General features: G+C 32.4%; 21 protein-coding genes, 3 tRNA genes and 1 riboswitch. All 24 genes read left to right on the top strand.

Annotated features, from left to right (window positions below; all coding sequences use genetic code 11):
• Window positions 1–6: 6 nt before the first annotated feature.
• Entirely contained in the window at window positions 7–2,160 is a 2,154-nt protein-coding gene (locus JOC47_RS10000; protein WP_204701937.1) for a Tex family protein, read from the top strand.
• Between the two features lie 84 nt (window positions 2,161–2,244).
• Window positions 2,245–2,610 (top strand): S1 RNA-binding domain-containing protein, encoded by a 366-nt coding sequence (locus JOC47_RS09995; protein ID WP_204701936.1) that lies wholly within the window; start codon window positions 2,245–2,247, stop codon window positions 2,608–2,610.
• Window positions 2,611–2,845: 235 nt separating this feature from the next.
• A complete protein-coding gene (locus tag JOC47_RS09990; protein ID WP_204701935.1) occupies window positions 2,846–3,400 on the top strand; it encodes a DUF501 domain-containing protein in 555 nt (184 codons plus the stop codon).
• A gap of 2 nt (window positions 3,401–3,402) precedes the next feature.
• Complete coding sequence (locus JOC47_RS09985; RefSeq protein WP_204701934.1) at window positions 3,403–4,281, top strand: Ppx/GppA phosphatase family protein; 879 nt, start codon at window positions 3,403–3,405, stop codon at window positions 4,279–4,281.
• Window positions 4,282–4,423: 142 nt separating this feature from the next.
• A tRNA-Leu gene (locus tag JOC47_RS09980) sits at window positions 4,424–4,512 on the top strand.
• Between the two features lie 30 nt (window positions 4,513–4,542).
• Window positions 4,543–4,618, top strand: a tRNA-Met gene (locus JOC47_RS09975).
• A gap of 17 nt (window positions 4,619–4,635) precedes the next feature.
• A tRNA-Met gene (locus JOC47_RS09970) sits at window positions 4,636–4,712 on the top strand.
• A 391-nt stretch (window positions 4,713–5,103) separates the two neighbouring features.
• Complete coding sequence (locus JOC47_RS09965; protein WP_239551097.1) at window positions 5,104–7,113, top strand: stage II sporulation protein E; 2,010 nt, start codon at window positions 5,104–5,106, stop codon at window positions 7,111–7,113.
• On the top strand, window positions 7,100–7,474 hold the full coding sequence (locus tag JOC47_RS15490) for a SpoIIE family protein phosphatase (RefSeq protein WP_239551095.1): 375 nt from the start codon (window positions 7,100–7,102) through the stop codon (window positions 7,472–7,474). The genes JOC47_RS09965 and JOC47_RS15490 overlap by 14 nt, the downstream gene beginning before the upstream one ends.
• Window positions 7,475–7,548: 74 nt before the next feature.
• Complete coding sequence (gene tilS / locus JOC47_RS09960) at window positions 7,549–8,958, top strand: tRNA lysidine(34) synthetase TilS (protein WP_204701933.1); 1,410 nt, start codon at window positions 7,549–7,551, stop codon at window positions 8,956–8,958.
• Between the two features lie 3 nt (window positions 8,959–8,961).
• Complete coding sequence (gene hpt, locus JOC47_RS09955) at window positions 8,962–9,510, top strand: hypoxanthine phosphoribosyltransferase (RefSeq protein WP_204701932.1); 549 nt, start codon at window positions 8,962–8,964, stop codon at window positions 9,508–9,510.
• 106 nt (window positions 9,511–9,616) lie between these two features.
• Window positions 9,617–11,623 carry an ATP-dependent zinc metalloprotease FtsH gene (gene ftsH / locus JOC47_RS09950; RefSeq protein WP_204701931.1) on the top strand — a complete coding sequence of 669 codons (2,007 nt, stop codon included), beginning with the start codon at window positions 9,617–9,619 and terminating at the stop codon, window positions 11,621–11,623.
• A gap of 9 nt (window positions 11,624–11,632) precedes the next feature.
• A riboswitch (ZMP/ZTP riboswitch) is annotated at window positions 11,633–11,719 on the top strand.
• Window positions 11,720–11,911: 192 nt separating this feature from the next.
• Window positions 11,912–13,582: a formate--tetrahydrofolate ligase gene (locus JOC47_RS09945; RefSeq protein WP_204701930.1), complete on the top strand. Its 1,671-nt coding sequence runs from the start codon at window positions 11,912–11,914 to the stop codon at window positions 13,580–13,582.
• A 205-nt stretch (window positions 13,583–13,787) separates the two neighbouring features.
• A complete protein-coding gene (gene panB, locus JOC47_RS09940) occupies window positions 13,788–14,636 on the top strand; it encodes a 3-methyl-2-oxobutanoate hydroxymethyltransferase (RefSeq protein WP_369127965.1) in 849 nt (282 codons plus the stop codon).
• 52 nt (window positions 14,637–14,688) lie between these two features.
• Window positions 14,689–15,522, top strand: coding sequence for a pantoate--beta-alanine ligase (gene panC, locus JOC47_RS09935; RefSeq protein WP_204702022.1), 834 nt, complete (start codon window positions 14,689–14,691; stop codon window positions 15,520–15,522).
• 2 nt (window positions 15,523–15,524) lie between these two features.
• Entirely contained in the window at window positions 15,525–15,872 is a 348-nt protein-coding gene (gene panD / locus JOC47_RS09930; RefSeq protein WP_204701929.1) for an aspartate 1-decarboxylase, read from the top strand.
• A 12-nt stretch (window positions 15,873–15,884) separates the two neighbouring features.
• Entirely contained in the window at window positions 15,885–16,412 is a 528-nt protein-coding gene (locus JOC47_RS09925) for an ECF transporter S component (protein WP_204701928.1), read from the top strand.
• 159 nt (window positions 16,413–16,571) lie between these two features.
• Complete coding sequence (locus tag JOC47_RS09920; RefSeq protein ID WP_204701927.1) at window positions 16,572–17,555, top strand: biotin--[acetyl-CoA-carboxylase] ligase; 984 nt, start codon at window positions 16,572–16,574, stop codon at window positions 17,553–17,555.
• A 25-nt stretch (window positions 17,556–17,580) separates the two neighbouring features.
• On the top strand, window positions 17,581–18,342 hold the full coding sequence (locus tag JOC47_RS09915) for a type III pantothenate kinase (RefSeq protein ID WP_204701926.1): 762 nt from the start codon (window positions 17,581–17,583) through the stop codon (window positions 18,340–18,342).
• A 200-nt stretch (window positions 18,343–18,542) separates the two neighbouring features.
• The gene (dusB, locus tag JOC47_RS09910) at window positions 18,543–19,514 is read left to right on the top strand and encodes a tRNA dihydrouridine synthase DusB (protein ID WP_239551091.1); all 972 of its coding nucleotides are present in this window, start codon (window positions 18,543–18,545) and stop codon (window positions 19,512–19,514) included.
• A 118-nt stretch (window positions 19,515–19,632) separates the two neighbouring features.
• Window positions 19,633–20,109, top strand: a complete 477-nt coding sequence (gene greA, locus JOC47_RS09905) for a transcription elongation factor GreA (protein WP_204701925.1) — start codon at window positions 19,633–19,635, stop codon at window positions 20,107–20,109.
• A gap of 24 nt (window positions 20,110–20,133) precedes the next feature.
• On the top strand, window positions 20,134–21,609 hold the full coding sequence (gene lysS / locus JOC47_RS09900; RefSeq protein WP_204701924.1) for a lysine--tRNA ligase: 1,476 nt from the start codon (window positions 20,134–20,136) through the stop codon (window positions 21,607–21,609).
• A gap of 114 nt (window positions 21,610–21,723) precedes the next feature.
• Window positions 21,724–22,890, top strand: coding sequence for a putative glycoside hydrolase (locus tag JOC47_RS09895; protein WP_204701923.1), 1,167 nt, complete (start codon window positions 21,724–21,726; stop codon window positions 22,888–22,890).
• On the top strand, window positions 22,880–23,491 hold the full coding sequence (locus tag JOC47_RS09890; protein WP_239551089.1) for a class I SAM-dependent methyltransferase: 612 nt from the start codon (window positions 22,880–22,882) through the stop codon (window positions 23,489–23,491). The genes JOC47_RS09895 and JOC47_RS09890 overlap by 11 nt, the downstream gene beginning before the upstream one ends.
• Window positions 23,492–23,660 lie beyond the last annotated feature (169 nt).

The following is a 23,660-nucleotide window of genomic DNA, read 5'->3' as shown; positions in this document are numbered from 1 at the left end:
AAAAAATTGAGTTTAGATTTTACAGAACAATTAGCTTCAGAATTAAATTTAGAAATTGGACAAGTAAAAAGGACTATAGATTTATTAGAAGATGGGAATACAATCCCTTTTATTGCTAGATATAGAAAAGAAGTAACGGGGAAATTAGATGAAGTACAATTAAGAGAATTGAAAGATAGATTTGAATATTTAAAAGAATTAGAAGATAGGAAAGAGACAGTTATTAATGCTATTGCTGAACAAGATAAATTGACTACAGAATTAGAGGACAAGATAGAACAGGCTACTAAATTACAAGAAGTAGAGGATTTATATCGCCCTTACAAACAAAAGAGAAGAACTCGGGCTAATAAAGCTAAAAAGAAAGGTTTAAAGCCGGTAGCAGAGTTTTTATTAAATCAAGAGCAAAATATAGATTCACTGCAGGAGTTTGCTCAAAAGTTTTTAAACCCTGAAGAAGAGATAGAAACAGTAGAAGATGTACTAGCAGGAGCTCGTGATATAATTGCTGCTAAAGTGGCCCATGATCCACAAAGTAGAAAGTTAGCTCGGAAAATAACTTTTAGAGATGGGAAGTTAGTTACGAAAGCTAAAGTTGAAGAAAGTACAGATTATGATGTTTATTATGATTATCAAAGTTCTATTGATAAAGTTAAGCCCCATCAAACCTTAGCGATTAATCGTGGAGAAGCCGAAGATGTGCTGCAGGTTAAAGTAAAAACTAAAGATGGAAAAATAATTTCTAGATTAGAAAATAGATTTATTGCAGCTGAATTTAAATTTACAAAACAGATTAAAAAAGCTATTCAAGATGGTTATGATAGATTACTGTTCCCGGCTATTGAAAGAGAAGTGAGGAGTAAACTAACTGAGGAAGCTGAAGAACATGCAATTGATGTTTTTGCTGAGAATTTGAATAATCTATTGCTGCAGTCACCACTGCCTGATAAAAAAGTTGTAGCGATAGACCCAGGTTTTAGAACGGGATGTAAAGTGGCTGCTATTGATCAAGTTGGTGATGTATTAGATACTACTGTAATTTATCCTCATAATTCTCAAGAAGGATGGAAGACTGCTAAAGAAGAACTAGAACAATTGATAGGAGAGTATAATATTAATATAGCTTGTATTGGAAATGGTACTGCTTGCCGGGAGACAGAAAAACTGTTAGCAGAGTTAATTTCTGAAGTAGAGCAAAAATTAGAGTATGTTATTGTAGATGAAGCAGGAGCATCAATCTACTCAGCTTCTGCTGTAGCAAGAGAAGAATTTCCAGATTTAGATGTGGCAATGCGGGGGGCGGTCTCAATTGGGCGGCGTTTGCAGGACCCGTTAGCAGAACTAGTTAAAATAGAGCCAGAACATTTAGGGATAGGTATGTATCAACATGATATTTCGTCTTCAGATCTTAATGAAGCTTTAGAGACAGTTGTAGAATCAGTAGTTAACTATGTAGGGGTAGATCTTAATACAGCCTCTAAGTCATTATTAGAACATGTAGCAGGTTTATCTTCTTCGGTAGCCCAAAAAATTGTAGATTATCGAAGCGAGAATGGTAAATTTAAAGACCGGCAAGAAGTAAAAGATGTTTATGGTGTGGGACCAAAGACTTTTACTCAAGCTGCGGGTTTTTTAAGGATCAGAGATGGTTTAAATCTTTTAGATAAGACTCCAATTCATCCTGAATCTTATGATTTAGCTAAAAAATTATTGAATAAAATTGGACATGATATTAATTCTTTGCAGTCTGATGATGAAATGATGGATTTGAAAAAACAATTAAAAAGTTTAGATATAAAAAAATTAGCTCAAAATTTAGAAGCAGGTTATCCGACTTTAAAAGATATCAAAGATGCTTTATTAAAACCAGGTCGAGACCCTAGAGAAGATCTGCCAAAACCTATTTTTAGAGACGATATATTAGAAATGGATGATTTGGAACCAGGACAAATTGTTTATGGTACTGTAAAAAATGTAGTAGACTTTGGAGCCTTTGTGGATATTGGTGTTAAAGAGGATGGATTAGTCCATATTTCTGAATTAAGTGAAGAATATGTTAAAGATCCCTTGGATTTTGTAGCAATTGGTGATATAATTAAAGTGAAAATACTAGAAATCGATAAACAACGTAAAAGAATTGCGTTGTCTAAAGATTTTTAGTTTAGTTGACACATAATAGTAGATATAGTATAATGTAAGCAATTCATGTAACTATAAAATTCTATGAGGAGGAATTTTTTAAGTATGTCAATTGATGTGGGTAACATTGTAGAAGGTAAAGTGACTGGGATTACTAATTTTGGTGCATTTGTTGAATTAGATGGAGGTGAAACGGGACTAGTTCACATTTCTGAGGTGGCTGATACTTATGTTAAAGAGGTTAGTAACTATTTGTCAGAAGGTGAAACAGTAAAAGTAAAAGTTATTTCTATTGATGATGACGGCAAGATTGGTTTGTCTATTAAACAATTGTCTAAAGATAAGAAAAAGGCTAAATTTACTAAGGCCCCTAAGAAATCTTTTGATGATATGATGTCTGATTTTATGAAAGAAAGTAAAGAACGACAACAAGATTTACAACAGAACTTAGAGAATAAAACAGGTCGTTAATAAATATATATGGCTGAACGATAAGCACCTCCTTACTTGGAGGTGCTTTTAGTATTTAATCTATGTAAAGTGTAACTTGCTCAGGCATCTAATGATAGTTTTACTTTAATAGCAGGAGCAGAGAATGGACCATTATGAAGTTGCTTATTTTTTGATTGTGCTTTTTGTTCTGTTTTAAATTTTTCTCTTTTACTTTTTCATTGTTAATTTATAAAAGAAGGTGAGGGTTATACAGATGATAGATAAAGAAGAAAAAGAAATTTTAAAAAAACAATTAGACCGTGAGCCGAGGAATATAGTTGATATTCCTGTTAGATGTGCGGCAGGATTTCCTCAAGTAATTGTGACTGCTCCAATTTTAGAAGATAGTGATGGTATTTTTCCAACTACTTTTTGGCTTACTTGTCCTGAATTGAATTATCGAATAGCTCAACTAGAAGACCAGGGTTATGTGACTAGAATAAAAGAAAAAATCGATGCAGATGCACAGTTGCAAGAAGAATTGATAAAGGCCCATGAAGATTATGCTAATTATCGAGTTGGCCTATTAACTGATGAAGAATTAAATGAATTGCAGGGTGAAAATCAGGGGCAGTATCGAGTGATTAAAGAATCAGGAGTAGGGGGGATTATGGATTTTGAAGGTATTAAATGTCTCCATACCCATTATGCTCATTATTTAGTAAATCAAAATAATCCTGTTGGTAGATTAACTGAACAATTATTGAAAAATGAGTATGTTGAATTGAATCCAGAACAATGTAAAGAAAAATGTCAATTGGAGGGATAATGATGAATTTTGCTGCTATTGATATTGGTACTAATTCAATCAGATTATTAATTGCTGAATTTAATGAAGGAAAATTAAATAAGCTAGTCAATGAATTAAGGACACCTCGCCTTGGTGAAGGTATTAATAATGGAGTAATTAATTCTGAAGCTCAACAGAGAGCAGTAGAAGTATTAACAGAGTATAAAAAAATGCTTGAAGATTATCAGGCTGATTATAGGGCAGTAGCTACTAGTGCAATTAGGGATGCTGATAATAAGAATGAATTTCTTAGTAAAGCTAAAGAAGAAAGTGAAATTGAAATTGATGTGATTAATGGTTCAGAAGAGGCAAAGTTATCTTATTTAGGAATTACTAATGGTTTAAACAAGACTGAAGATAATATGTTAGCAGTTGATATTGGTGGAGGAAGTACAGAGTTTGTGTTTGGTACCGAAGCTGGTGTAACTGAGTATCATAGCATCAATTTAGGAGCTGTGAGGCTTAAAGAGAGTCTGGGACAAAATTTAGAGGCTATGAATTTTGAAGCGCAAAAACAAGTTAAAAAAATCTTAAGCGATACTACAGCTGAAATGATAATTGGAGTTGGTGGTACGATTACTACTTTGGCTGCTATAGATCAAGGCTTAGAAGACTATCAACCGCATAAAATTCAAAATTATCAACTAAGCATCAGCAAAATAGAGAAAATTTTAAAAAAATTAAAGAATTTATCGCTAAGAGACCGCAAGAATATATCTGGCTTATCTGAGGATAGAGCAGATATAATAATTCCCGGAATAATTATATTATTGACTATAATGGAAAAATGTAGTCTTAAAGAACTAAAAGTTAGTGATTTTGGCATCTTAGAAGGAATAATCTATAATAATCTTAAATAAAGGTTTTACAGAGAGTATTTAATAGTATTTGCCATCTAATTTATTTTAATAGACTATATGACCATTTTTTGAGATTGACGAAACGGGGGTCTTATAATATAATACTAAATGTCGCTTGAGAGATAGGGACCAAAAATAAATTGCCGGAGTGGCGGAATTGGCAGACGCATCGGACTTAAAATCCGGTGGGCTTTCATACCCGTGTCGGTTCGAATCCGACCTCCGGCACCATTTTTATTCAAATTAAGAATTTAATATTAGCGCGGGGTAGAGCAGTTGGTAGCTCGTCGGGCTCATAACCCGGAGGTCATCGGTTCGAATCCGATCCCCGCAACCATAATAAATATATAGTGAGGCGGCGTAGCTCAGCTGGCTAGAGCATGCGGTTCATACCCGCAGAGTCGGGGGTTCGATCCCCTCCGCCGCTACCATATTTATTATTAGACACCTATTTTAATAGGTGTCTATTTTATTTTTTGTATTATCTATATAAAGCTTCACTTTGTAAGTGAAGCTTTATAGTAACAAGTAATGAGAAAAGAGTGATGAGTAGAAAATCAAAAACAAAGTCAAAATTAAGTTCAAAACCTTTCATTTCAAAGGAATTTAAATGGGTTTTGAGGTTTTGACTTTAAGGTTTTTACTCATTACTGATTTCTTTTTACTCGTCACTATAAAGTTGCACTGAAAGTGCAACTTTATATAGATAATTGTCTAAAAATTAGTTACGGCTCTCTTCTTTTTTTGACAAATCTTATTGTTGGAGTAGTATATAATATAACTTAGATTACATTTTTTGTAAATAGAAGGGAGTAGTTTAGAATGAAAGGATTAGATTTACCTATTTATCAGCGGCAAAATCAATTAGAAGGTGAGAAAAATAATAATTCTTCTACAATTATTAATAGTGTAGTAATGATTAGCATTGCCTTAGTTATTTTAGGATGGTTATTAGGTAGAGGAAGCATTTTAAATAATCTAATGCCCTTTGGGATTAGTTATTTTGCTATTTTTCTTTATTTTAGTAATAAAGGACTTGTATCACAAAAGAAATTAGCTTTAATTTTTGTAGCAGTTAATGGAGGGTATCTAAGTTATTTAGGTTGGGGTGGCTCTAATTATTTATTAACTAGTTTATGTTTATGGTTTGTTACAATTAATTATTTATCCAAAGAAATTAAGATAATTAATTATTCTTTAATAGTAGGCGGGGTTTTTTTAATATTCAAAGCACTTAAAATTTATTTTTTTGTTAAAATTAATACTATTTTATTGCTAGCAGAATTTTTATTAGTTTTTTTATTAGTATTATTATTGTTAAGAATGGCTTCTGAAATGTTTGGATATTTAAGTGATAAAAGTGATACCTTTTTAATTGCTTTAATCTCGATTGGACTACTATTTAGTTTGTTTTTAGGGGACCTAGCAATTGAAAATTTGTGGGGGATTAATTTGCTAAGGGTGCTTAGTTCTTATTTGATTATGTTAGTAGCTTTAACTGGAGGAGTTACTACAGCTACAAGTGCTGGAGTTTTGACAGGGATATTTTATAGTTTCTCTCATTTAGAAATGATGCCGTTAGTAGGTAATTATGCTTTAGCAGGTTTGTTAGCTGGTAGTTTTAAAAAGCAGAATAAATTAGGGGTTAGTTTAGGATTTATTATCAGTAATTTGATTTATGTAATATTTTTAATAGAACCTGGATATATTATTGCATTAGTCAAAGAAAGTGTACTAGCCTCATTATTTTTACTGCTAACTCCAAAAAATATGATTTCTTATTTTGATATTTTTGAAAATCAAAATAACTTTGATTATACTCTTGAAGATAGAAAATTGAATTCATTTATTAATCAACGGATTAAAAGATTCTCTCATTTATTTAATGAATTATCTATCGCGTTTACTGAAGTTGCTACTACTAAAAAAGAAGAAGAAAAAAATATTGGAGTTTTTTTAGATTTGATTACAGATAAAGTATGTAAGAAATGTGATCTTTATCAATCTTGTTGGTATCAATCTTTTTATGATACTTACCAAGGAATGTTTGAATTATTAGCTATTGCAGAAAATAGAGGAGAAGTTAAAATTAAAGATTTAGAAAAAGTAATGCCGGGCAGTTGTTTTAGGAAAATAAAGTTGACTGCTGCTATTAATCAGTTTGTTAGAATGTATGAGTTGAATTCTTATTGGGAATCTAAATTAAAAGATAATAAGAAAATTTTATTAGAGCAGTTATCAGGAATGGCAAAAATTATTGATGATCTATCAAATGAATTAACAATTGATATTCATCCGGAGCAAAACCTAAAGACTAAAACTCATACTATTTTAAAAGATGCTGGATTAGTGATAAAGGATATTTCAGTTACTAATTATAATAATGAAAAATTAGAGTTTACTATTAGGAAGAGAAGTTGTAATGGAGGGCGAGATTGTATTAATAAGATGTTACCGCTACTTAATAATAAATTAGGTCATGATTTAGATTTAGTATGGAGCGAATGTGGGTTGGAGTTAGATGAGCCAAGCTGTATTTGTCAGTTAGCTCCAGGGCCTAAATACTGTTTTGTAGAGGGAGTAGCTACTGCTAGTTCTCAAAAAGATATTTCTGGTGATAATCATACATTTTTTAAATTAAAGGAAGATAAATTCATTGCTATTTTAAGTGATGGAATGGGAGTTGGTTCTAAAGCTTTTAAAGAGAGTAAAGGAGCAGTAACATTATTGAAAAATATGCTGCAGTCTGGTTTGGATTATGAATCTGCTTTAAAAACTATTAATTCAATTTTAGGAATTAGATCGGCAGAAGAGACATTTGCTAAGTATTGACCTAGTAACTGCTAAAGCTGAATTTTCGAAAGTAGGTTCAGTTTCTAGCTTTATTAAACGAGGACAAGAGATTAATATGGTTAAATCGACTAGTTTACCGATTGGTATTTTGAATCAAATTGAAGTAGAACCGACGCAACTTCAATTACATGATGGAGATTTTATAATTATGATTACTGATGGGATATTAGAAAGTGCAGAAAATTTAATGATTAAAGAGGAATGGATTATTAAATTATTGAAAAACAATTTAATTGATGACCCTAATTCTTTAGCTCAATATATTTTACAAAAAGCACAACAAAATAGTAATAATAATGATGATATGACGGTACTTGTAATTAGGGTAGATAAATGTTAAGATATAATACAAATAAACAATAAAAAAGAAGGGGGAATAATCCTGTTAGATGAATTTAAGAGGAGCTAGATAGTATGAAATTACTAGAGGTAGTTAAGGATACGATCACTAAGTATCAATTACTAGATACTGGAGATAAAGTTTTAGTAGGGGTATCGGGTGGATTAGATTCAGTAGCTTTAATACATATATTAAAAAAATTAGCAACTGATTACGACTTAGAGTTACATATTGCTCATCTTGACCATCAATTAAGAGGTGCAGATTCAGCTGCTGATGCTAAGTTTGTGGAAAAGATTGCGACTCAATTGAATGTTCCTATTACTTCTATATCTCGTGATGTGAAAAACTATCAACAAGAAAATAATCTTTCGTTAGAAAATGCTGCTCGACAAGTTAGATATGATTTTTTCTTTAATTTATTAGATGATTTAAATTTTGATAAGTTAGCGGTAGCTCACCATGCTAATGACCAAGCAGAGACTATTTTGATGAAGTTTTTGCGGGGAGCAGGTTTAAAAGGATTGGGTGGAATTAAACCTGACCAAGAAAAAATTATTAGACCGTTGATTGAAGTAAAAAAAGAAGAGTTAAAGCAATATTGTTTTAATCATGATTTGAAATGGAGAATTGATGAGACAAATCAACAAGAGATCTGTTTTAGAAATAAAGTCAGATTGAATTTGTTACCTCAATTAATAGAGGAGTATAATGAAAATTTAATTAATAATTTAAATCAAATGGGTCAAGTTTTTAGGGCGGAAAATGACTTTTTAGTAGTTAAAGCTAGAGAAAAATTAACAAATATTATAATTCATAGTTCTAATAATAGACTAATACTTGCCAAAGATGAATTCTTGAATGTACATTTTGCTTTGCAGCGAAGGATAATTAGAGAAATTTATAAAAGATTAACTGAAAGTTATAAAGATCTTTATTTTTATAATGTTGAAGAAATATTGCAATTGATTAAAAATGGAGGAACTGGCACTCAGAAGAAATTACCCCAAGGGGTTTTAGTAAAATTAAGTTATCAACAGATTATTTTTATGTTGGGCACTGCAGAAAATAAGGTAGAATCATTTTCTTATCGATTGCAGGTAGGGGAAGAAAAAGAAATTTCTGACTTGAATATTGTAATAAATTCTAAAGTATTAAATTCAAGTTATCCTTGGCGTCAAGAATTGGATCAAATTAATAAATCTTTTTTTGATTTAAATAAGGTAGGTTTTGAATTTGAGGTTCGGCAAAGAAAAGATGGTGATTTATTTCAACCCTTAGGAATGTCAGGAACTAAAAAACTTAAAGATTTTTTTATTGACGAGAAGATAAAGCGGAATAAACGAGATAAGATTCCTATTTTTACAACTGCAACAGGAGATATATTTTGGGTTAGTCAATTAAGAATTGATGAGAAATATAAAGTAACAAATAAAACAGATGAAATTTTAATGATAGAAATTAAGAATTTAAAGGAGGACTAAATTGTGGTTGAAGAAATTACAAAAGAGATACTAATTGATGAAGCAGAATTACAGTCTAGAATTAAAGAATTAGGAGCAAAAATTACTAAAGAATATAGCAAAAGTGATGATATTATTATGGTTTGTGTTTTAAGAGGGGCTTTTATTTTTATGGCTGATTTAGCTCGTGAAGTTAATTTGCCAGTAGTACTTGATTTTATGGATGTAACTAGTTATGAGGGGGGTACTGAGACTACTGGGGATGTAAGAATTATTAAAGATTTAGAAGAAAGTATTGAAGGAAAAGATGTATTGATTGTAGAAGATATAATTGATACTGGATTAACTTTACAGCATGTAATTAAAATGTTAGAAACTAGAGACCCAGCTAGTATTAAAATTTGTACTTTGTTAGATAAACCTGAACGAAGAACTGAGAAACAAGTAAAAGTAGATTGGAATGGGTTTGAGATTCCAAATAAATTTGTAGTAGGTTATGGTTTAGATTATCAAGAAAAATATCGTAATATTCCATATATTTTTGTCCCTAAGCCAGAATTATATCAGGAATAAGAGTATATTTGCTACAATTAATAAAGTGTGATATAATATTAACCTGCAAAGTTGCTAATAATTTGCAAATAACTGCAAATAGAATATTAGGAAGGAGGCTTATTAGTTGAAAAAATTCTCTAAAAGTATTGGATTTTATTTAATTATTATTGCTGTAGGTGTTTTAATAGCTCAATATGTAATTGGGCCAAATCAAACACAGCAACAGTTAAACTATAGTCAATTTATTGATCGAGTGGAGACAAATAAGGTAAAAAAAGTTACAATTGTAGGTCAAACTGTAGTTGAGGGGACTACAACGACTGGTCAACAGTTTAAAATAGATATCCCCGGAACAATAGACAAAATAGAAACACTTTTAACAAATAATGGAGTGCAAATTGAGACTAAACCTGAGCCAGAACCACCATGGTGGACTGGATTATTTGCTTATTTATTACCTACTGTTATTTTAATTGCTGCCTTAATGTTTATTATGAACAAAATGCAAGGTGGCGGCAATAAAATGATGTCGTTTGGGAAAAATAAAGCTAAAATGCATGAAGAAGATGAAGAAAACCAGGTGACATTTGATGATGTTGCTAATTATGAAGAAGTGAAAGAAGAATTAACAGAAGTAGTAGAATTCTTAAAGAACCCAGAGAAATTTACAAAAGTAGGAGCTGAAATTCCAAAAGGAGTTTTGCTACTAGGTCCTCCAGGAACCGGAAAAACTTTAATGGCTAAGGCCGTTGCAGGAGAAGCAGGAGTTCCTTTCTTCTTTATCAGCGGTTCTGATTTTGTTGAAATGTTTGTTGGTGTTGGTGCGTCAAGAGTAAGAGACCTATTTGAACAAGGTAAGAAAAATTCACCTTGTATTATATTTATTGATGAGTTAGATGCTGTAGGTCGTCAAAGAGGTGCCGGTGTAGGTGGAGGTCATGATGAACGTGAACAGACTTTAAACCAGCTATTAGTTGAAATGGATGGTTTTGAGCCTAATGAAGGTATCATCTTAATGGCTGCTACTAACCGACCTGATGTATTAGATCCAGCATTACTGCGTCCTGGACGTTTTGATAGACAAGTTATTGTTGATAAACCTGATTTTAGAGCTCGAAAAGGAATCTTAGAAATCCATATTAAAGACAAACCTCTAGATGATGATGTAGATGTAGAGGTTTTAGCACGTAGAACTCCTGGTTTTACAGGTGCTGATATGGAGAACTTAGCTAATGAAGCAGCTATTTTAGCTGCTAGACGAGACAAAGAATATATTTCTATGTTAGAATTCGATGATGCAGTTGACCGAGTAATTGCTGGACCAAAAAGGGAAAGTAAAGTAATTAATGAAAAAGAAAAGAATATAGTTTCTTATCATGAGACTGGTCATGCTTTATTAGGAGAGCTTTTAGAACACTCAGACCCTACGCATAAAGTAACGATTATTCCTCGTGGTCGTGCTGGTGGATTTACAATTAATCTACCGGAAGAAGATAAAGACTTTATTACTAAAGAAGAATTAAGAGATAAAATCACTACCTTATTAGGTGGTAGAGTAGCCGAGAAAATCTTCTTAGAAGATATTAGTACAGGCGCTCAAAATGACCTAGAAAGAGCTACTAAAATAGCTCGCAGTATGGTTACTGAATATGGAATGAGTGAAAAGCTTGGACCATTAACTTTAGGTCAGAAGAATAATGACCAAGTCTTCTTAGGTCGAGATATTTCTAGAAGTAGAAATTATAGTGAAGAAGTAGCTTCAGATATTGATACAGAAATTAAGCATATTGTAGAATCTGCTTATGAACGAGCTATGGATATCTTAGATCATAATAAAGAGATGGTTGAAGAGATGGTGGCTCGATTAAAAGAGCAGGAAACATTAGAAAAAGATGATATTAAAGAAATCATCACTCATTACAAGCCTGACTTTTATGATGAGGAAGATGATGAAGAAAAAGACAAAGATAGAACTTTTGTAGCTGAATCTTCATCTGAAGAAGATACTGCTGATAAAGAAACAACAGTAGAAGATTCTTCAAGTGAAGAAAATGAAACTGCAGAGTTAGAGGCAAAAGAAGAAACTTCAGTAGCTGATGTTGCAGAAGATGAATCTAAGAAAGAAGAATAAATAAAATATAAGGTACTATACAACTGGCGGAGCAATATGGAATCAACCATAATGGAGTATAGTGCTGTATTTTAGCCGACCGCCTGGGCAGATAGTATTGATAGTACTATTTGCTCAGGCGGTTTTTTTTATTAGAAATTAGTGGTCAGTGGGTAGTTAAAAGCTCAAATTACAAAACTAATTGCTAATATTGAAATTAAGAATATAGTTTAAAGAAAAGGTCAAGAATATAATATATATAGATTTGGCAGTGCCAAATCTTAATTATAAAATAGGGGGTTACATATAATGAAAGAGGATATTCAAATTGCTCAAGAAACAGAAATGGATTCAATTAAAGATGTGGCTAAAGATTTAAATCTTAGTGCAGATGATATTGAATTATATGGAGATTATAAGGCAAAAATTAAATTAGAAACTTATCAACGGTTATTGGAAGAGAATGAAGCAGGAAAATTAATTTTAACTACAGCGATTAATCCTACTCCTGCTGGAGAAGGTAAATCAACTACTACAGTAGGATTGGGACAAGCGCTGAATCAATTAGATAAGCAGACTGCCGTGGCATTAAGAGAGCCTTCCTTAGGACCTTGTATGGGAATTAAAGGTGGAGCAGCTGGTGGAGGCTATTCTCAGGTAGTACCAATGGAAGATATTAATTTACATTTTACTGGGGATATTCATGCCATTGGAATTGCTCATAATTTATTAGCTGCTACTATTGATAATCATATTAAGCAGGGTAATGAATTAGAGATTGATCCAAGTCAAGTATTATTAAAAAGAGTAGTTGATATGAATGATCGAGCTTTAAGAAATATAGTTGTAGGGTTAGGAGGAAGCAAGAACGGCCAGACAAGAGAAGATGGCTATATGATTACTGTAGCATCAGAAGTAATGGCTATTTTATGTTTGGCTGAAGATATTCTTGATTTAAAAGAACGATTAGGTTCTATCATAGTAGCTTACACGAATGATGACCAAGCAATTACAGCTAAAGATTTAGGGGTAGAAGGAGCAATGGCTGCTTTATTAAAGGATGCAATTAAACCTAATTTAGTGCAAACTCTAGAAAATACTCCAGCTTTTATTCATGGAGGACCATTTGCTAATATTGCTCATGGTTGTAACAGTATTATGGCAACTAAATTAGCTTTACATACTTCTGATTATGTAGTTACAGAAGCTGGATTTGGAGCTGATTTAGGAGCAGAAAAATTCTTTAATATTAAGTGTAGGTTTGCTGATTTAACACCTGATGCTGTAGTATTAGTAGCTACAGCTAGAGCTTTAAAGATGCATGGTGGTGCTAGTAAAGATAATCTAACTGAAGAAAATTTAGAGGCTTTAGAGGCTGGATTAGAGAATTTAGGTAAACATATTGAAAATGTGCAGAAGTTTGGAGCTCCAATGGTAGTTGCGATTAATGAATTTGATAGTGATACTGAAGCTGAAATTGAAATGATTAGAGAATATTGTGAAGAGCGAGGAGTAAAAGTTGCTTTATCACAAGTATGGGCCAAAGGTGGAGCTGGTGGTTTAGAATTAGCCGAAGAAGTATTAGAGATTATTGACCAGCCTAATGATTTTGAATTATTATATGATGTAGAAGATTCGATTGCTGATAAAATAGAAACTATTGCTACAGAAATATATGGTGCTGATAGTATTACTTTTACTAGCGGAGCGCAAAAAGACATAGAAAAATTGGCAGCAGCTGGATTTGATGATATGCCGGTTTGTATGGCTAAAACCCCAGCTTCTTTGTCCGATGATCCAAACTTAAAAGGACGCCCAACTGGATTTGAAGTAACAGTAAGAGAAATTAATGTTTCAGCTGGGGCTGGTTTTTTAGTGGCTCTCACGGGGGATGTGCTAACAATGCCTGGTTTACCTAAAAAACCTTCAGCTGAAGAGATAGATATTGATAAAAATGGAAAAATAACTGGTTTATTCTAATAGGAACTACCTTCTGTGGCTTAAAGGCTGCAGGAGGTATTCTTTAAATTATCATTTCTTGCAATTTGTTACTTGAAATAGTATAATAAAAAACAAATCAAATACTATTCGCTTAGATCCACAATTTGGACTGAGACGAGAGAAATTATTAAGGTTAACTATGTCTAGTTAGCTTTGTAGTCCTTTCCGATTGGGGAAGGATTTTTTGTTTTTTAAGCGATTAGTGAAGAATGATGGAGTGAAAAGATTGCAGAGTAAAGTTAATATTAATAGTTTGCAAAATAAAAAGGATAATAATCAAAAGATTACTATGCTAACAGCTTATGACTATCAATTTGCTAAACTAATAGATGAAGCAGAAATAGATGTTATTTTAGTAGGAGATTCATTAGGGATGGTGGTTTTAGGTTATGATACCACTTTAGAAGTTACTCTAGATGATATGATTTATCATACTCAGGCAGTTGCTAGAGGTAGAGAAAATGCATTATTGGTAGCTGATTTACCGTTCATGACTTATAAAACAGGAAATATAGCACAAACAGTAAAGAATGCGGGGCAGTTAATTAAAACTGCTAAAGCAGAAGCAGTTAAATTAGAGGGAGGAAGAGAAATAGTTGATGAAATTGCAGCAGTGATTAGAGCTGGAATCCCAGTGATGGGACATTTGGGATTAACTCCTCAATCGGTGCATCAATTTGGAGGATTTAAAGTTCAGGGCCAAACTGATGCTGCAGCAGAGAAATTAATTGCAGATGCTTTAGCTTTAGAAGAAGCTGGAGTATTTGCTTTAGTCTTAGAGTGTATTTCCAGAGACTTAGCTGCTAAAGTAACAAATCAATTATCTATTCCGGTGATTGGAATTGGAGCAGGTAGAAGTTGTGATGGGCAAGTATTAGTAGTTCATGATATGTTAGGAATTAATAATCAGTTTGTACCTAAGTTTGTAAGAGAATATGATAATTTAGGTGAAAAAGTGAAGAAGGCTATTAAAACATATAAGCAGGATGTAGAACAAGGGGAATTCCCTACTGCAGGGGAAAGTTTTTCTTAAGGTAAAATTTCCTAAATAAGCAAACTTGAATTTATAAAGGGGATGAATTACAATTAAAATTTATAAAACAATCACTGGGATGAGAGAATTTATAAATAAAGAAGAAGGTAGTATTGGGTTTGTGCCGACAATGGGTTATTTGCATCAAGGACATTTAGCCTTGGTGGAAAAAGCAAGACAAGAAAATGATTTAGTAATAGTTAGTATTTTTGTGAATCCAACTCAATTTGGAGTCGGAGAGGATTACGAAGAATACCCGCGTGATTTAAAGAGAGATACTAAACTAGCTGAAACTGGCGGGGCAGATGCTGTTTTTGCTCCTAGTGTAGATGAAATATATAATCCTGACCATGGAACTGTAGTTAAGATAGAAGGAATTACTGAAAATTTATGTGCTTCTTCTAGACCTGGCTTTTTCGAAGGAATTTGTACAATTGTTAGTAAATTATTTAATATTATTAATCCTGACCGGGCTTATTTTGGCCAAAAAGATGCTCAACAAGTTTTAGTAGTAAAGAAGCTAGTGGCAGAATTAAATTTTGCTGTAGAGATTAGAACTATTCCTATTGTACGAGAAGCTGATGGCTTAGCAGTAAGTTCTCGTAATCAGTATTTAAATGATGAAGAAAGAGAATCTGCAACAGTATTATATCGAGCTTTAGAATTAGCAGAAGAAATAATTAATGAAGGAGAAAGAAGAGTAGAAGTAGTTAAAGAAAAAATAAGCTCTTTAATTAAAGAGGAGACAGATAATATAGATTATATAGAGATTGTAAAACAGAATTCTTTAAAAAATCTAAGTGAAATTAAAGGTTCAGTATTAATTGCTTTAGCAGTTTATATTGGTCAGACAAGATTGATAGATAATTTAATGCTGGAGGTTTAGTGATGAAAAGAATAATGCATAAATCTAAAATCCATCGTGCGGTGGTTACTGAAGCTAATTTAGATTATGTTGGAAGTATTACTATTGACCAAGATTTGTTAGAAGCAGCAGATATTTTGCCTAATGAAAAAGTGCAGGTGGTTAACAATAATAATGGGCAAAGATTAGAAACTTATGTTATTGCAGGCGAAAGAGGTTCAGGTGTGATTTGTCTCAATGGAGCGGCAGCTAGAAAGGCTGAAATAGGGGATGAAGTAATTATTATTTCTTATAGTTGCTTTGATGATAAGAAAGCTAAGCAGCTAAATCCAAAAATTGTAATGGTTAATGATAATAATGAGCTTATGTAAGGGGGATAAAAAATGAATTTTGAAACAAGAGATCTAGCGATTGTGGGGATTTTAGGCGGAATAGCAATTATGTTGAGTTTTACTCCCTTAGGTTTTATTCCAGTGCCTACTGCAGCAGGGTCAGCTACAATTATGCATATTCCAGTAATTATTGGAGCAGTTATCGAGGGGCCAATTGTTGGAGCATTGATTGGATTAATTTTTGGCTTAGCAAGTTTTATTAGGGGAGCGGCGTTTTTTAGTGATCCTTTAGTAGCAATTTTACCACGGATATTAATTGGAATTACAGCAGCATATAGTTATTTATGGACTAAAGATATGATTACTAAAATGGGTTCAGTGATTTTTGCAGCAATTATAGGAACTGTTACTAATACAATTGGGGTTTTATCTTTAGCTTTATGGCGAGGTTATCTACCTAATGTTGAAACATTTTGGGTGACTGCAGTTACTCATGGTTTACCAGAAATTATTGTAGGATCTTTAATCACAGTAGCTGTAGTTAAAGCTTTAAAAAGAGCCGACATTAGTAGTTTATAATTGTTGAGGTTGACTAAATAATAATTTTTAAGGCTAGCGAACTTTCGTTAGCCTTATTATGATTTTAGATATATTTTGTGATAAAATTTTATTTTTGCTAGAGGATATTATATGATATTAAGTGTTGTAGAATAATAGTTAAATAAAGAAGGGGATTTTATGAGAAAAAAATTACTACGGCGGACTAAAGTTTTAGAATTGTTACATAAAAATTCTGCTGATTATTTATCTGGTCAAGAATTAAGTAAGCAGTTAGGGGTTTCACGGACAAGTATTTGGAAGTATATTAATTATTTTAAAGAAGCGGGGTATAAGATAGAGTCTTCTTCTAAATTAGGTTATCGTTTAGTAGAATCAGCGGATATTCTATTACCAGAAGAAATAGATTTAGGATTAGATACTGAATTTATGGGGCAAAATATAATTCAGTATGATGAAGTTGATTCGACTAATCAATTAGCTAAAGAACAAGCAGAGAATAATGCTAAAGAAGGTACTGTTGTGATAGCAGAAAAACAAGTTGCTGCTAAGGGAAGAGTTGGCCGTAAATTTTCTAGTCCTAAAGGTGGAATCTGGTTATCGTGTATTTTGAGACCAGATTTAAAACCTGTATTAGCTACAAGGGCTACTTATTTATCATCTCTTGCTTTAGCTAAAACTATTGCTGAATTAACTAATTTAGATCCTAAAATAAAGTGGCCTAATGATGTACTGTTGAATGGGGCTAAAGTAAGTGGTATTTTAACAGAGATGGGGGCTGAATTAGACCAAATTAATTATTTAATTGTTGGTCTTGGTATTAATGCTAATATTGATAAAAAGAATCTGCCAGTTGAAGTGCAAGATAGAGCAACTACACTTTATCACGAGTTAGGGCAGAAGATAGATAGAATTAAATTTGTTCAGTATTTATTAAAGTTTATTGAAGAGAGTTACCGGCAAATTAATGATTTTAATGCTTTGTTAGAAGAGTGGAAGAAATATGCCTATACAATTGGTAAAAAAGTAGTAGTTAGCAGTGCAAGAAATAAAATCTCAGGTATTGCTATCGATATAGCTGAAGATGGTGCTTTGATTTTAGAAGTGGATGGTCAAGAGAAAAAGGTTTATTCAGGTGATGTCTCGCTGAGGCATCAAAATTAGTTTAACTGAAGAGGACGGTGAAAATATGTTATTAACAGTTGATGTTGGGAATACAAATACTGTACTAGGATTATATGAAGGAGAAGAATTAATAGTTGATTGGCGTATTTCGACTGATAAACAGAAAACAATTGATGAGTACGGGATCTTATTACTTAATTTATTTTCTAGTGAAGATTTAGAGTTGGAAGAAGTAGATAAGATGATTATTTCTTCTGTAGTACCACCTGTAATTAATATATTAGAAGAAGTTGCAGTACGTTATTTTGGTTTGGAACCTTTAATAGTAGGTCCAGGTGTTAAAACTGGAATGGAAATTCGAGTTGATAATCCTAAAGAGGTTGGAGCAGATAGAATTGTTAATGCTATTGCTGCCTATGAACTTTATGATGGGCCACTTGTAATAGTTGACTTCGGGACAGCAACTACTTTCTGTGCTGTTTCAGAAGATGGAGCTTATTTAGGTGGTTCTATCGCCCCTGGAATTAATATTTCAGCTGAGGCATTATTTTCTCAAGCTGCTAAATTACCTAAAATAGAATTAGCAGTACCTGAAAATGTGATAGGGAAAAATACTCATGATAGTTTACAATCTGGAATTATATATGGTTACATAGATTTAGTGAATGGAATAGTTAAACGTATGAAAGAAGAGTTTGCCCCAGAAGCTAAAGTTGTTGCTACAGGTGGTTTGTCTGATTTAATTAGTCCTGCGACAGAAGAAATAAATATTAACCATCAGTTTTTAACATTAGAAGGATTAAGAATTATATCAGAACGAAATTAGATAAAGTATAGTAATTAGTGAAGAGTGAAGAGTGAAGAGTGAAGAAAAGTTAAAATAATAACAATAAGTACAGCAATAGATTTCCAATATTGTATGTAGAGACTTGGCACTGCCAAGTCTAAATTTTGAATTTATGTTTTTGAATTCTAATTTTCAATTATCCATTGGTTATTATCAATTAGTAAAGTGAGGTGATAGGGTTGTTAAAAATAGGAGATGTGAAAGTTGAACCGCCGGTTGCTTTAGCTCCGATGGCTGGGGTTACTGATTTGCCCTATCGGCGTTTAGTTAAAGAACAGGGCTGTGGGTTGGTCTATACAGAAATGGTAAGTGCTAAAGGATTGATCCATGGAAATGATAAAACTAAACAGTTATTAACAATAGCTGATGATGAGCGGCCAGTTGCTCTACAATTATTTGGGGATGCTCCAGAAGATTTGGCTGAAGCTGCTAAAATAGTTGAGAATGAGGCACAACCGGAAATAATAGATTTGAATGTTGGTTGTCCGGCGCCTAAAATTGTTAGTAGTGGTTATGGTTCTGCGTTGATGAAGCGTCCGGAGCTGTTAGGTGAGATTGTTGCTGCAATGGACCAAGCAGTGGATACACATGTTACTGTGAAAATAAGGGCAGGTTGGGATGAAGACCAGCGTAATGCAGTTGAAGTAGCTAAGATTGCTGAAGAAAATGGTGCACAAGCTTTGGCAGTTCATGGTCGGACTAGGGAAGAATTTTATCAGGGCCAAGCAGATTGGGAGATTATAAAAAAGGTGAAAGCAGCATTAAAGATACCAGTCTTCGGTAATGGTGATGTTTTTGGCCCGGAAGATGCAGAGAAAATGTTAGAGCTAACTAATTGCGATGGAATCATGATTGCTCGAGGAGCTAAAGGTAACCCTTGGATCTTTAAGCGAGTAGCTCATTATTTGAATAGTGGTGAAATTATATCTCCACCTCAGCCAGAACAAAAAATCACAACAGCAATAAATCATTTAAAAAAATTAGTAGAATATAAAGGAGAATACGTTGGGGTTAGAGAAATGAGAAAACATGCTGCCTGGTATTTAAAAGGATTAAGAAATTGTACTGTTGTAAAAGAAAAGGTAAATCATGCAGAAAGTTTGGAAGAAATGACTGCTATTTTGCAGGGATATAGAGAACAATTTAAGTAACTTAAGCTTGACAAAATTTGCAAATTTAATTATAATGATGTACTAGCTGATTTTAAAATATATAAAATTTATATAAATTGAAAGTGGGATATTATAATAAAGAAAAGGGGTTTTAAATATGGAAGAAGAAAAAGTTCTTGTTTCTGAAGAAGGATTAAAAAAGTTAAAGGATGAACTACATCATTTAAGAGGGCCAAGAAGGAAAGAAATTTCACAGCGAATTAAGGAAGCTAGGGAGTTAGGAGATATTAGTGAGAATTCGGAGTATGAAGATGCTAAGAACGAACAGGCTTTTATCGAAGGTCGAATTAGAGAATTAGAAGAAAAATTAAAGCATGCTGAAGTAATAGATGAAGATAGTATTGATACAACTGAAGTTAATGTTGGGACTACTGTAACATTACATGATGAAGAATTTGATGAGAAAGTAGAGTATGAAATTGTAGGACAGACAGAATCTGATCCTGATGAAGGTAAAATTTCTAATAAATCTCCAATTGGTAAAGGTTTGTTAGGTCATAGTGTTGGTGAAGTTGTAACTATAGAAGTTCCGGCGGGGGAAGTAGAGTATAAAATTTTAGGTATTAGAAAATAGTATTAATATGGAGGTATCAGTGAAATGACAAATGAAAATACAGAAATGAATGAATTAATGAAAGATCGTCGTAAAAATTTGGAAGAGTTAAAAGAAGAGGGAGTTGCTCCTTACGGTACAGATTTTAATAAAGAGCATAGTACCCAAGAAGTAATAGATAATTATGATCAATTAAGAGAAGATAGTGTGATGGTTAAAGCAGCAGGGAGAATTATGGCTGTGAGAAACCATGGTAAATCTATTTTTGCTGATTTAAAAGATATGTCAGGTGAAGTGCAACTGTATGTTAAAGCATCTAATGTAGGAGAAGAAGGATTTGAAATTTTTGATGATTTAGATATAGGAGATCAAATTGGAATTGAGGGATTAGTTTTTACAAGCGGAGAAGGTGAAATAACTATTCAGGTAGAAGACTTTGATATTCTTGCTAAGTCATTACGTCCGTTACCTGAAAAATGGCATGGTTTAAAAGATGTTGAAAAACGATATCGGCAGAGATATGTTGATTTAATTGTAAATGATGATGTTAAGAAAACTTTTGAAATCCGCAGTAAGGTATTACATAGTATTAGGAGAAATTTAGAAGACCAAGGTTTTCTAGAAGTACAAACTCCTTTAATGCATGAAATTCCTGGTGGAGCTGAGGCTAGACCATTTGTTACTCATCATAATGCTCTAGATACAGAGCTATATATGCGGATTGCCCCTGAGCTTTATTTAAAAAGACTACTTGTTGGTGGATTTGAAAAAGTTTTTGAAGTTGGAAAGAATATGAGAAATGAAGGGTTATCTACTAAGCATAATCCTGAATTTACTTCTTTAGAGCTATATCAAGCTTATGCTGATTATAAAGATATTATGGAAATCACTGAGAATTTAATTAAAGATGTCGCTGAAGAAGCATTAGATACATTAGAAATTGAGTACGGAGACTATGATATTGATCTAAGCAATTGGAAGACCTTAACTATGGTTGAAGCTATAGATGAATATGCAGACGTTGATTTCAGTACTATTGATGATGTTGCAGAAGCTAAAGAAATTGCAGATGAAAAAAGTGTAGAATATGAAGAAGAAGATGAGTTAGGAGTTATTATTAATGAGTTCTTTGAAGAATTTGTAGAAGATCAATTAATTCAGCCTACTTTTATTACTCAATATCCAGTTGAAGTATCTCCATTAGCACGTAGAAATCCGGATAATCCAGACTTCACTGATAGATTTGAATTATTTATCGCTGGTAATGAAATTGCTAATGCATTTTCAGAATTAAATGATCCAATTGATCAAAGAGAAAGATTTGAAGCACAAATGGATCAACGAGAAGCTGGTGATGATGAAGCACATCGGATGGATGAAGATTTCTTACGAGCTTTAGAATATGGAATGCCTCCAGCAGGCGGATTAGGAATTGGTATTGATCGCTTAATTATGTTATTGACAAATTCTCAATCAATTAGAGAAGTTATTTTATTCCCACATTTAAGACCAGAAAAATAGATGCAAAAATGGAGGAGTTATTCCTCCATTTTTCTTTTTTTACAATAATTAAGTCTAATAATCCCCATACAGATAGGATATAATATAAGTACTCTTGTTAAAGAGGGGGATAAAATGAATCGAAAAAAGATAATTTTATTATTAGGATTATTGATCCTGAATTTTCTATGGGGATTCAAAATTTTAGCTGCTGAAAATCTTGGTGTAAAAAGTCATTTAACAATAGAGGATATGTATCTTAAATCGCCTAGCTATAGTTTGGATTATAAGCGATTAAAATCACTTCAGAAAGAATACTCTAAAAATGTAAAAGGAATTTATATTAATTTTTGGACTTTAAGTCATCCTAAAAAGCGTAAGAGAATAATTAAAGCAATTAATGAGAGTAGTTTAAATTCGATTGTTATTGACCTTAAAGATATTAATGGTTATACTCCGTTTGCTTCAGCACCTTTAAAAGAATTTTCTTATAATTTAAATAGCCAAGAACTGAAGACGTTAATTAGTAATTGGCAAAAACAAGGTATCTATGTGATAGGTAGAATAGCAGTTTTTAAGGATGGGGCCTTAGCTCTACAAAATAGTAATTATGCTTTAAAATATATTATTGATGCCGGAGAAAAATTTAGTATTATTGATAGTACTAAATGGACTAATCCTTATTCTGAAGAAGTCTGGAATTATAATATAAATATTGCCCAAGAAATGGCTGGATTAGGATTAGATGAGATTCAATTTGATTATATTCGATTTCCTACTTTAAGTAATAATAGTAAATTGGTGTTTAGGGCTGACCCCAGATTATCGAGGGTAGAAGCTATTGTATCCTTCTTGAAAAAGGCTAAGCAAGACTTAGATAGATATAATATTATTATTTCGGCTGATTTATTTGGTTTAACTACCACTGCTAATGATGATTTAGGAATTGGTCAAGATATTAAGAAAATAGCTAAAGAAGTAGATTATATTTCTCCGATGTTGTATCCTTCTCATTATAGTGAAGGAATTTATGGAATAAAAGACCCAGCTGCTAATCCTTATCAAATTATTTATAATAGTTTAACTGATGCTCAAGAAAAATTAGGAGCCAATACGAAGAAGATTAGACCTTGGTTACAGGATTTTTCTATATATCATATCTATAGTCAGAAAGAAATCAAAGCTCAAATTAAAGCCGTTGAGGATAAAAATATATCAAGTTGGTTATTATGGAATCCAAAGTGTATTTATACTATTGAAGCATTAATGCCTGAAAGAAAGGAAATTAATAATGAATCTTGAATTAACAGAAGAAAGAGTAATTCCTAAAAAAATGCATCCTGAAAATGGGCTATTAATTGAACATATAGCTCGTTATAAATTTGCTAGTAAATATGCTCAAGGAAGAGTTTTAGACTTCGCTTGTGGTGTAGGATATGGTGCAGAAGTTTTATTAGCTATGGGAGAAGGGATTAAAGAAATAGTGGGGGTAGATATAGATGCTCGCAGTATTGAATATGCTCGAGTTACTTATGATTATCCTCAAACTAACTTTTTTGTGGGAGAGGCTACTGATGAACAAGTAATTCAAAACTTAGGTAAGTTTGATACTATAATTAGTATAGAAACAGTAGAGCATATAAAAGATGATTATCAATTTGTTCATAATTTAAAAAAGTTATTAAAAGTGGATGGTACTTTAGTTATCTCTACTCCGTTTGGAGAAGGACGAGATGAAGAATGTTCTAATCCTTATCATTATCGTCAGTATACTGAAGAAGAGTTTCGTGATTTGTTGTCATCGTTTACGGAAGTAGAAATATTTTGTCAACGTGATGATATAATTGAAAAACCTAAAGCGGATGAAAAATATTATTTGATGGTAGCGGTGTGTGAAGAGTAAAGAATAATCTATATAAAGTGTAGCTTCGAGATGGCTGAGCAAGCATTTCTTCGTTAAGAAATTTAGGATGATTAGTCTAAAATTCATTCAAGTAAAATCAATTTCACTTAATTTAAATTGGAAATTAAGTAATACAAAATTGATTTTACTTTCACTTCATTAAGACTCA

Origin of the sequence: Halanaerobacter jeridensis (assembly GCF_016908315.1) — a bacterium.
Classification (GTDB): domain Bacteria; phylum Bacillota; class Halanaerobiia; order Halobacteroidales; family Halobacteroidaceae; genus Halanaerobacter; species Halanaerobacter jeridensis.
Note: the sequence above shows the minus strand (reverse complement) of the source record. Positions and strands in the feature narration are given on the sequence as shown.

Coding starts and splice junctions, on each gene's coding strand:
- JOC47_RS09995 (WP_204701936.1), top strand. CDS start 2,245: ATGTCAATTGATGTGGGTAACATTGTAGAAGGTAAAGTGACTGGGATT.
- JOC47_RS09990 (WP_204701935.1), top strand. CDS start 2,846: ATGATAGATAAAGAAGAAAAAGAAATTTTAAAAAAACAATTAGACCGT.
- JOC47_RS09985 (WP_204701934.1), top strand. CDS start 3,403: ATGAATTTTGCTGCTATTGATATTGGTACTAATTCAATCAGATTATTA.
- JOC47_RS09965 (WP_239551097.1), top strand. CDS start 5,104: ATGAAAGGATTAGATTTACCTATTTATCAGCGGCAAAATCAATTAGAA.
- tilS (WP_204701933.1), top strand. CDS start 7,549: ATGAAATTACTAGAGGTAGTTAAGGATACGATCACTAAGTATCAATTA.
- JOC47_RS09945 (WP_204701930.1), top strand. CDS start 11,912: ATGAAAGAGGATATTCAAATTGCTCAAGAAACAGAAATGGATTCAATT.
- panD (WP_204701929.1), top strand. CDS start 15,525: ATGAAAAGAATAATGCATAAATCTAAAATCCATCGTGCGGTGGTTACT.
- JOC47_RS09925 (WP_204701928.1), top strand. CDS start 15,885: ATGAATTTTGAAACAAGAGATCTAGCGATTGTGGGGATTTTAGGCGGA.
- JOC47_RS09920 (WP_204701927.1), top strand. CDS start 16,572: ATGAGAAAAAAATTACTACGGCGGACTAAAGTTTTAGAATTGTTACAT.
- JOC47_RS09915 (WP_204701926.1), top strand. CDS start 17,581: ATGTTATTAACAGTTGATGTTGGGAATACAAATACTGTACTAGGATTA.
- greA (WP_204701925.1), top strand. CDS start 19,633: ATGGAAGAAGAAAAAGTTCTTGTTTCTGAAGAAGGATTAAAAAAGTTA.
- lysS (WP_204701924.1), top strand. CDS start 20,134: ATGACAAATGAAAATACAGAAATGAATGAATTAATGAAAGATCGTCGT.
- JOC47_RS09895 (WP_204701923.1), top strand. CDS start 21,724: ATGAATCGAAAAAAGATAATTTTATTATTAGGATTATTGATCCTGAAT.
- JOC47_RS09890 (WP_239551089.1), top strand. CDS start 22,880: ATGAATCTTGAATTAACAGAAGAAAGAGTAATTCCTAAAAAAATGCAT.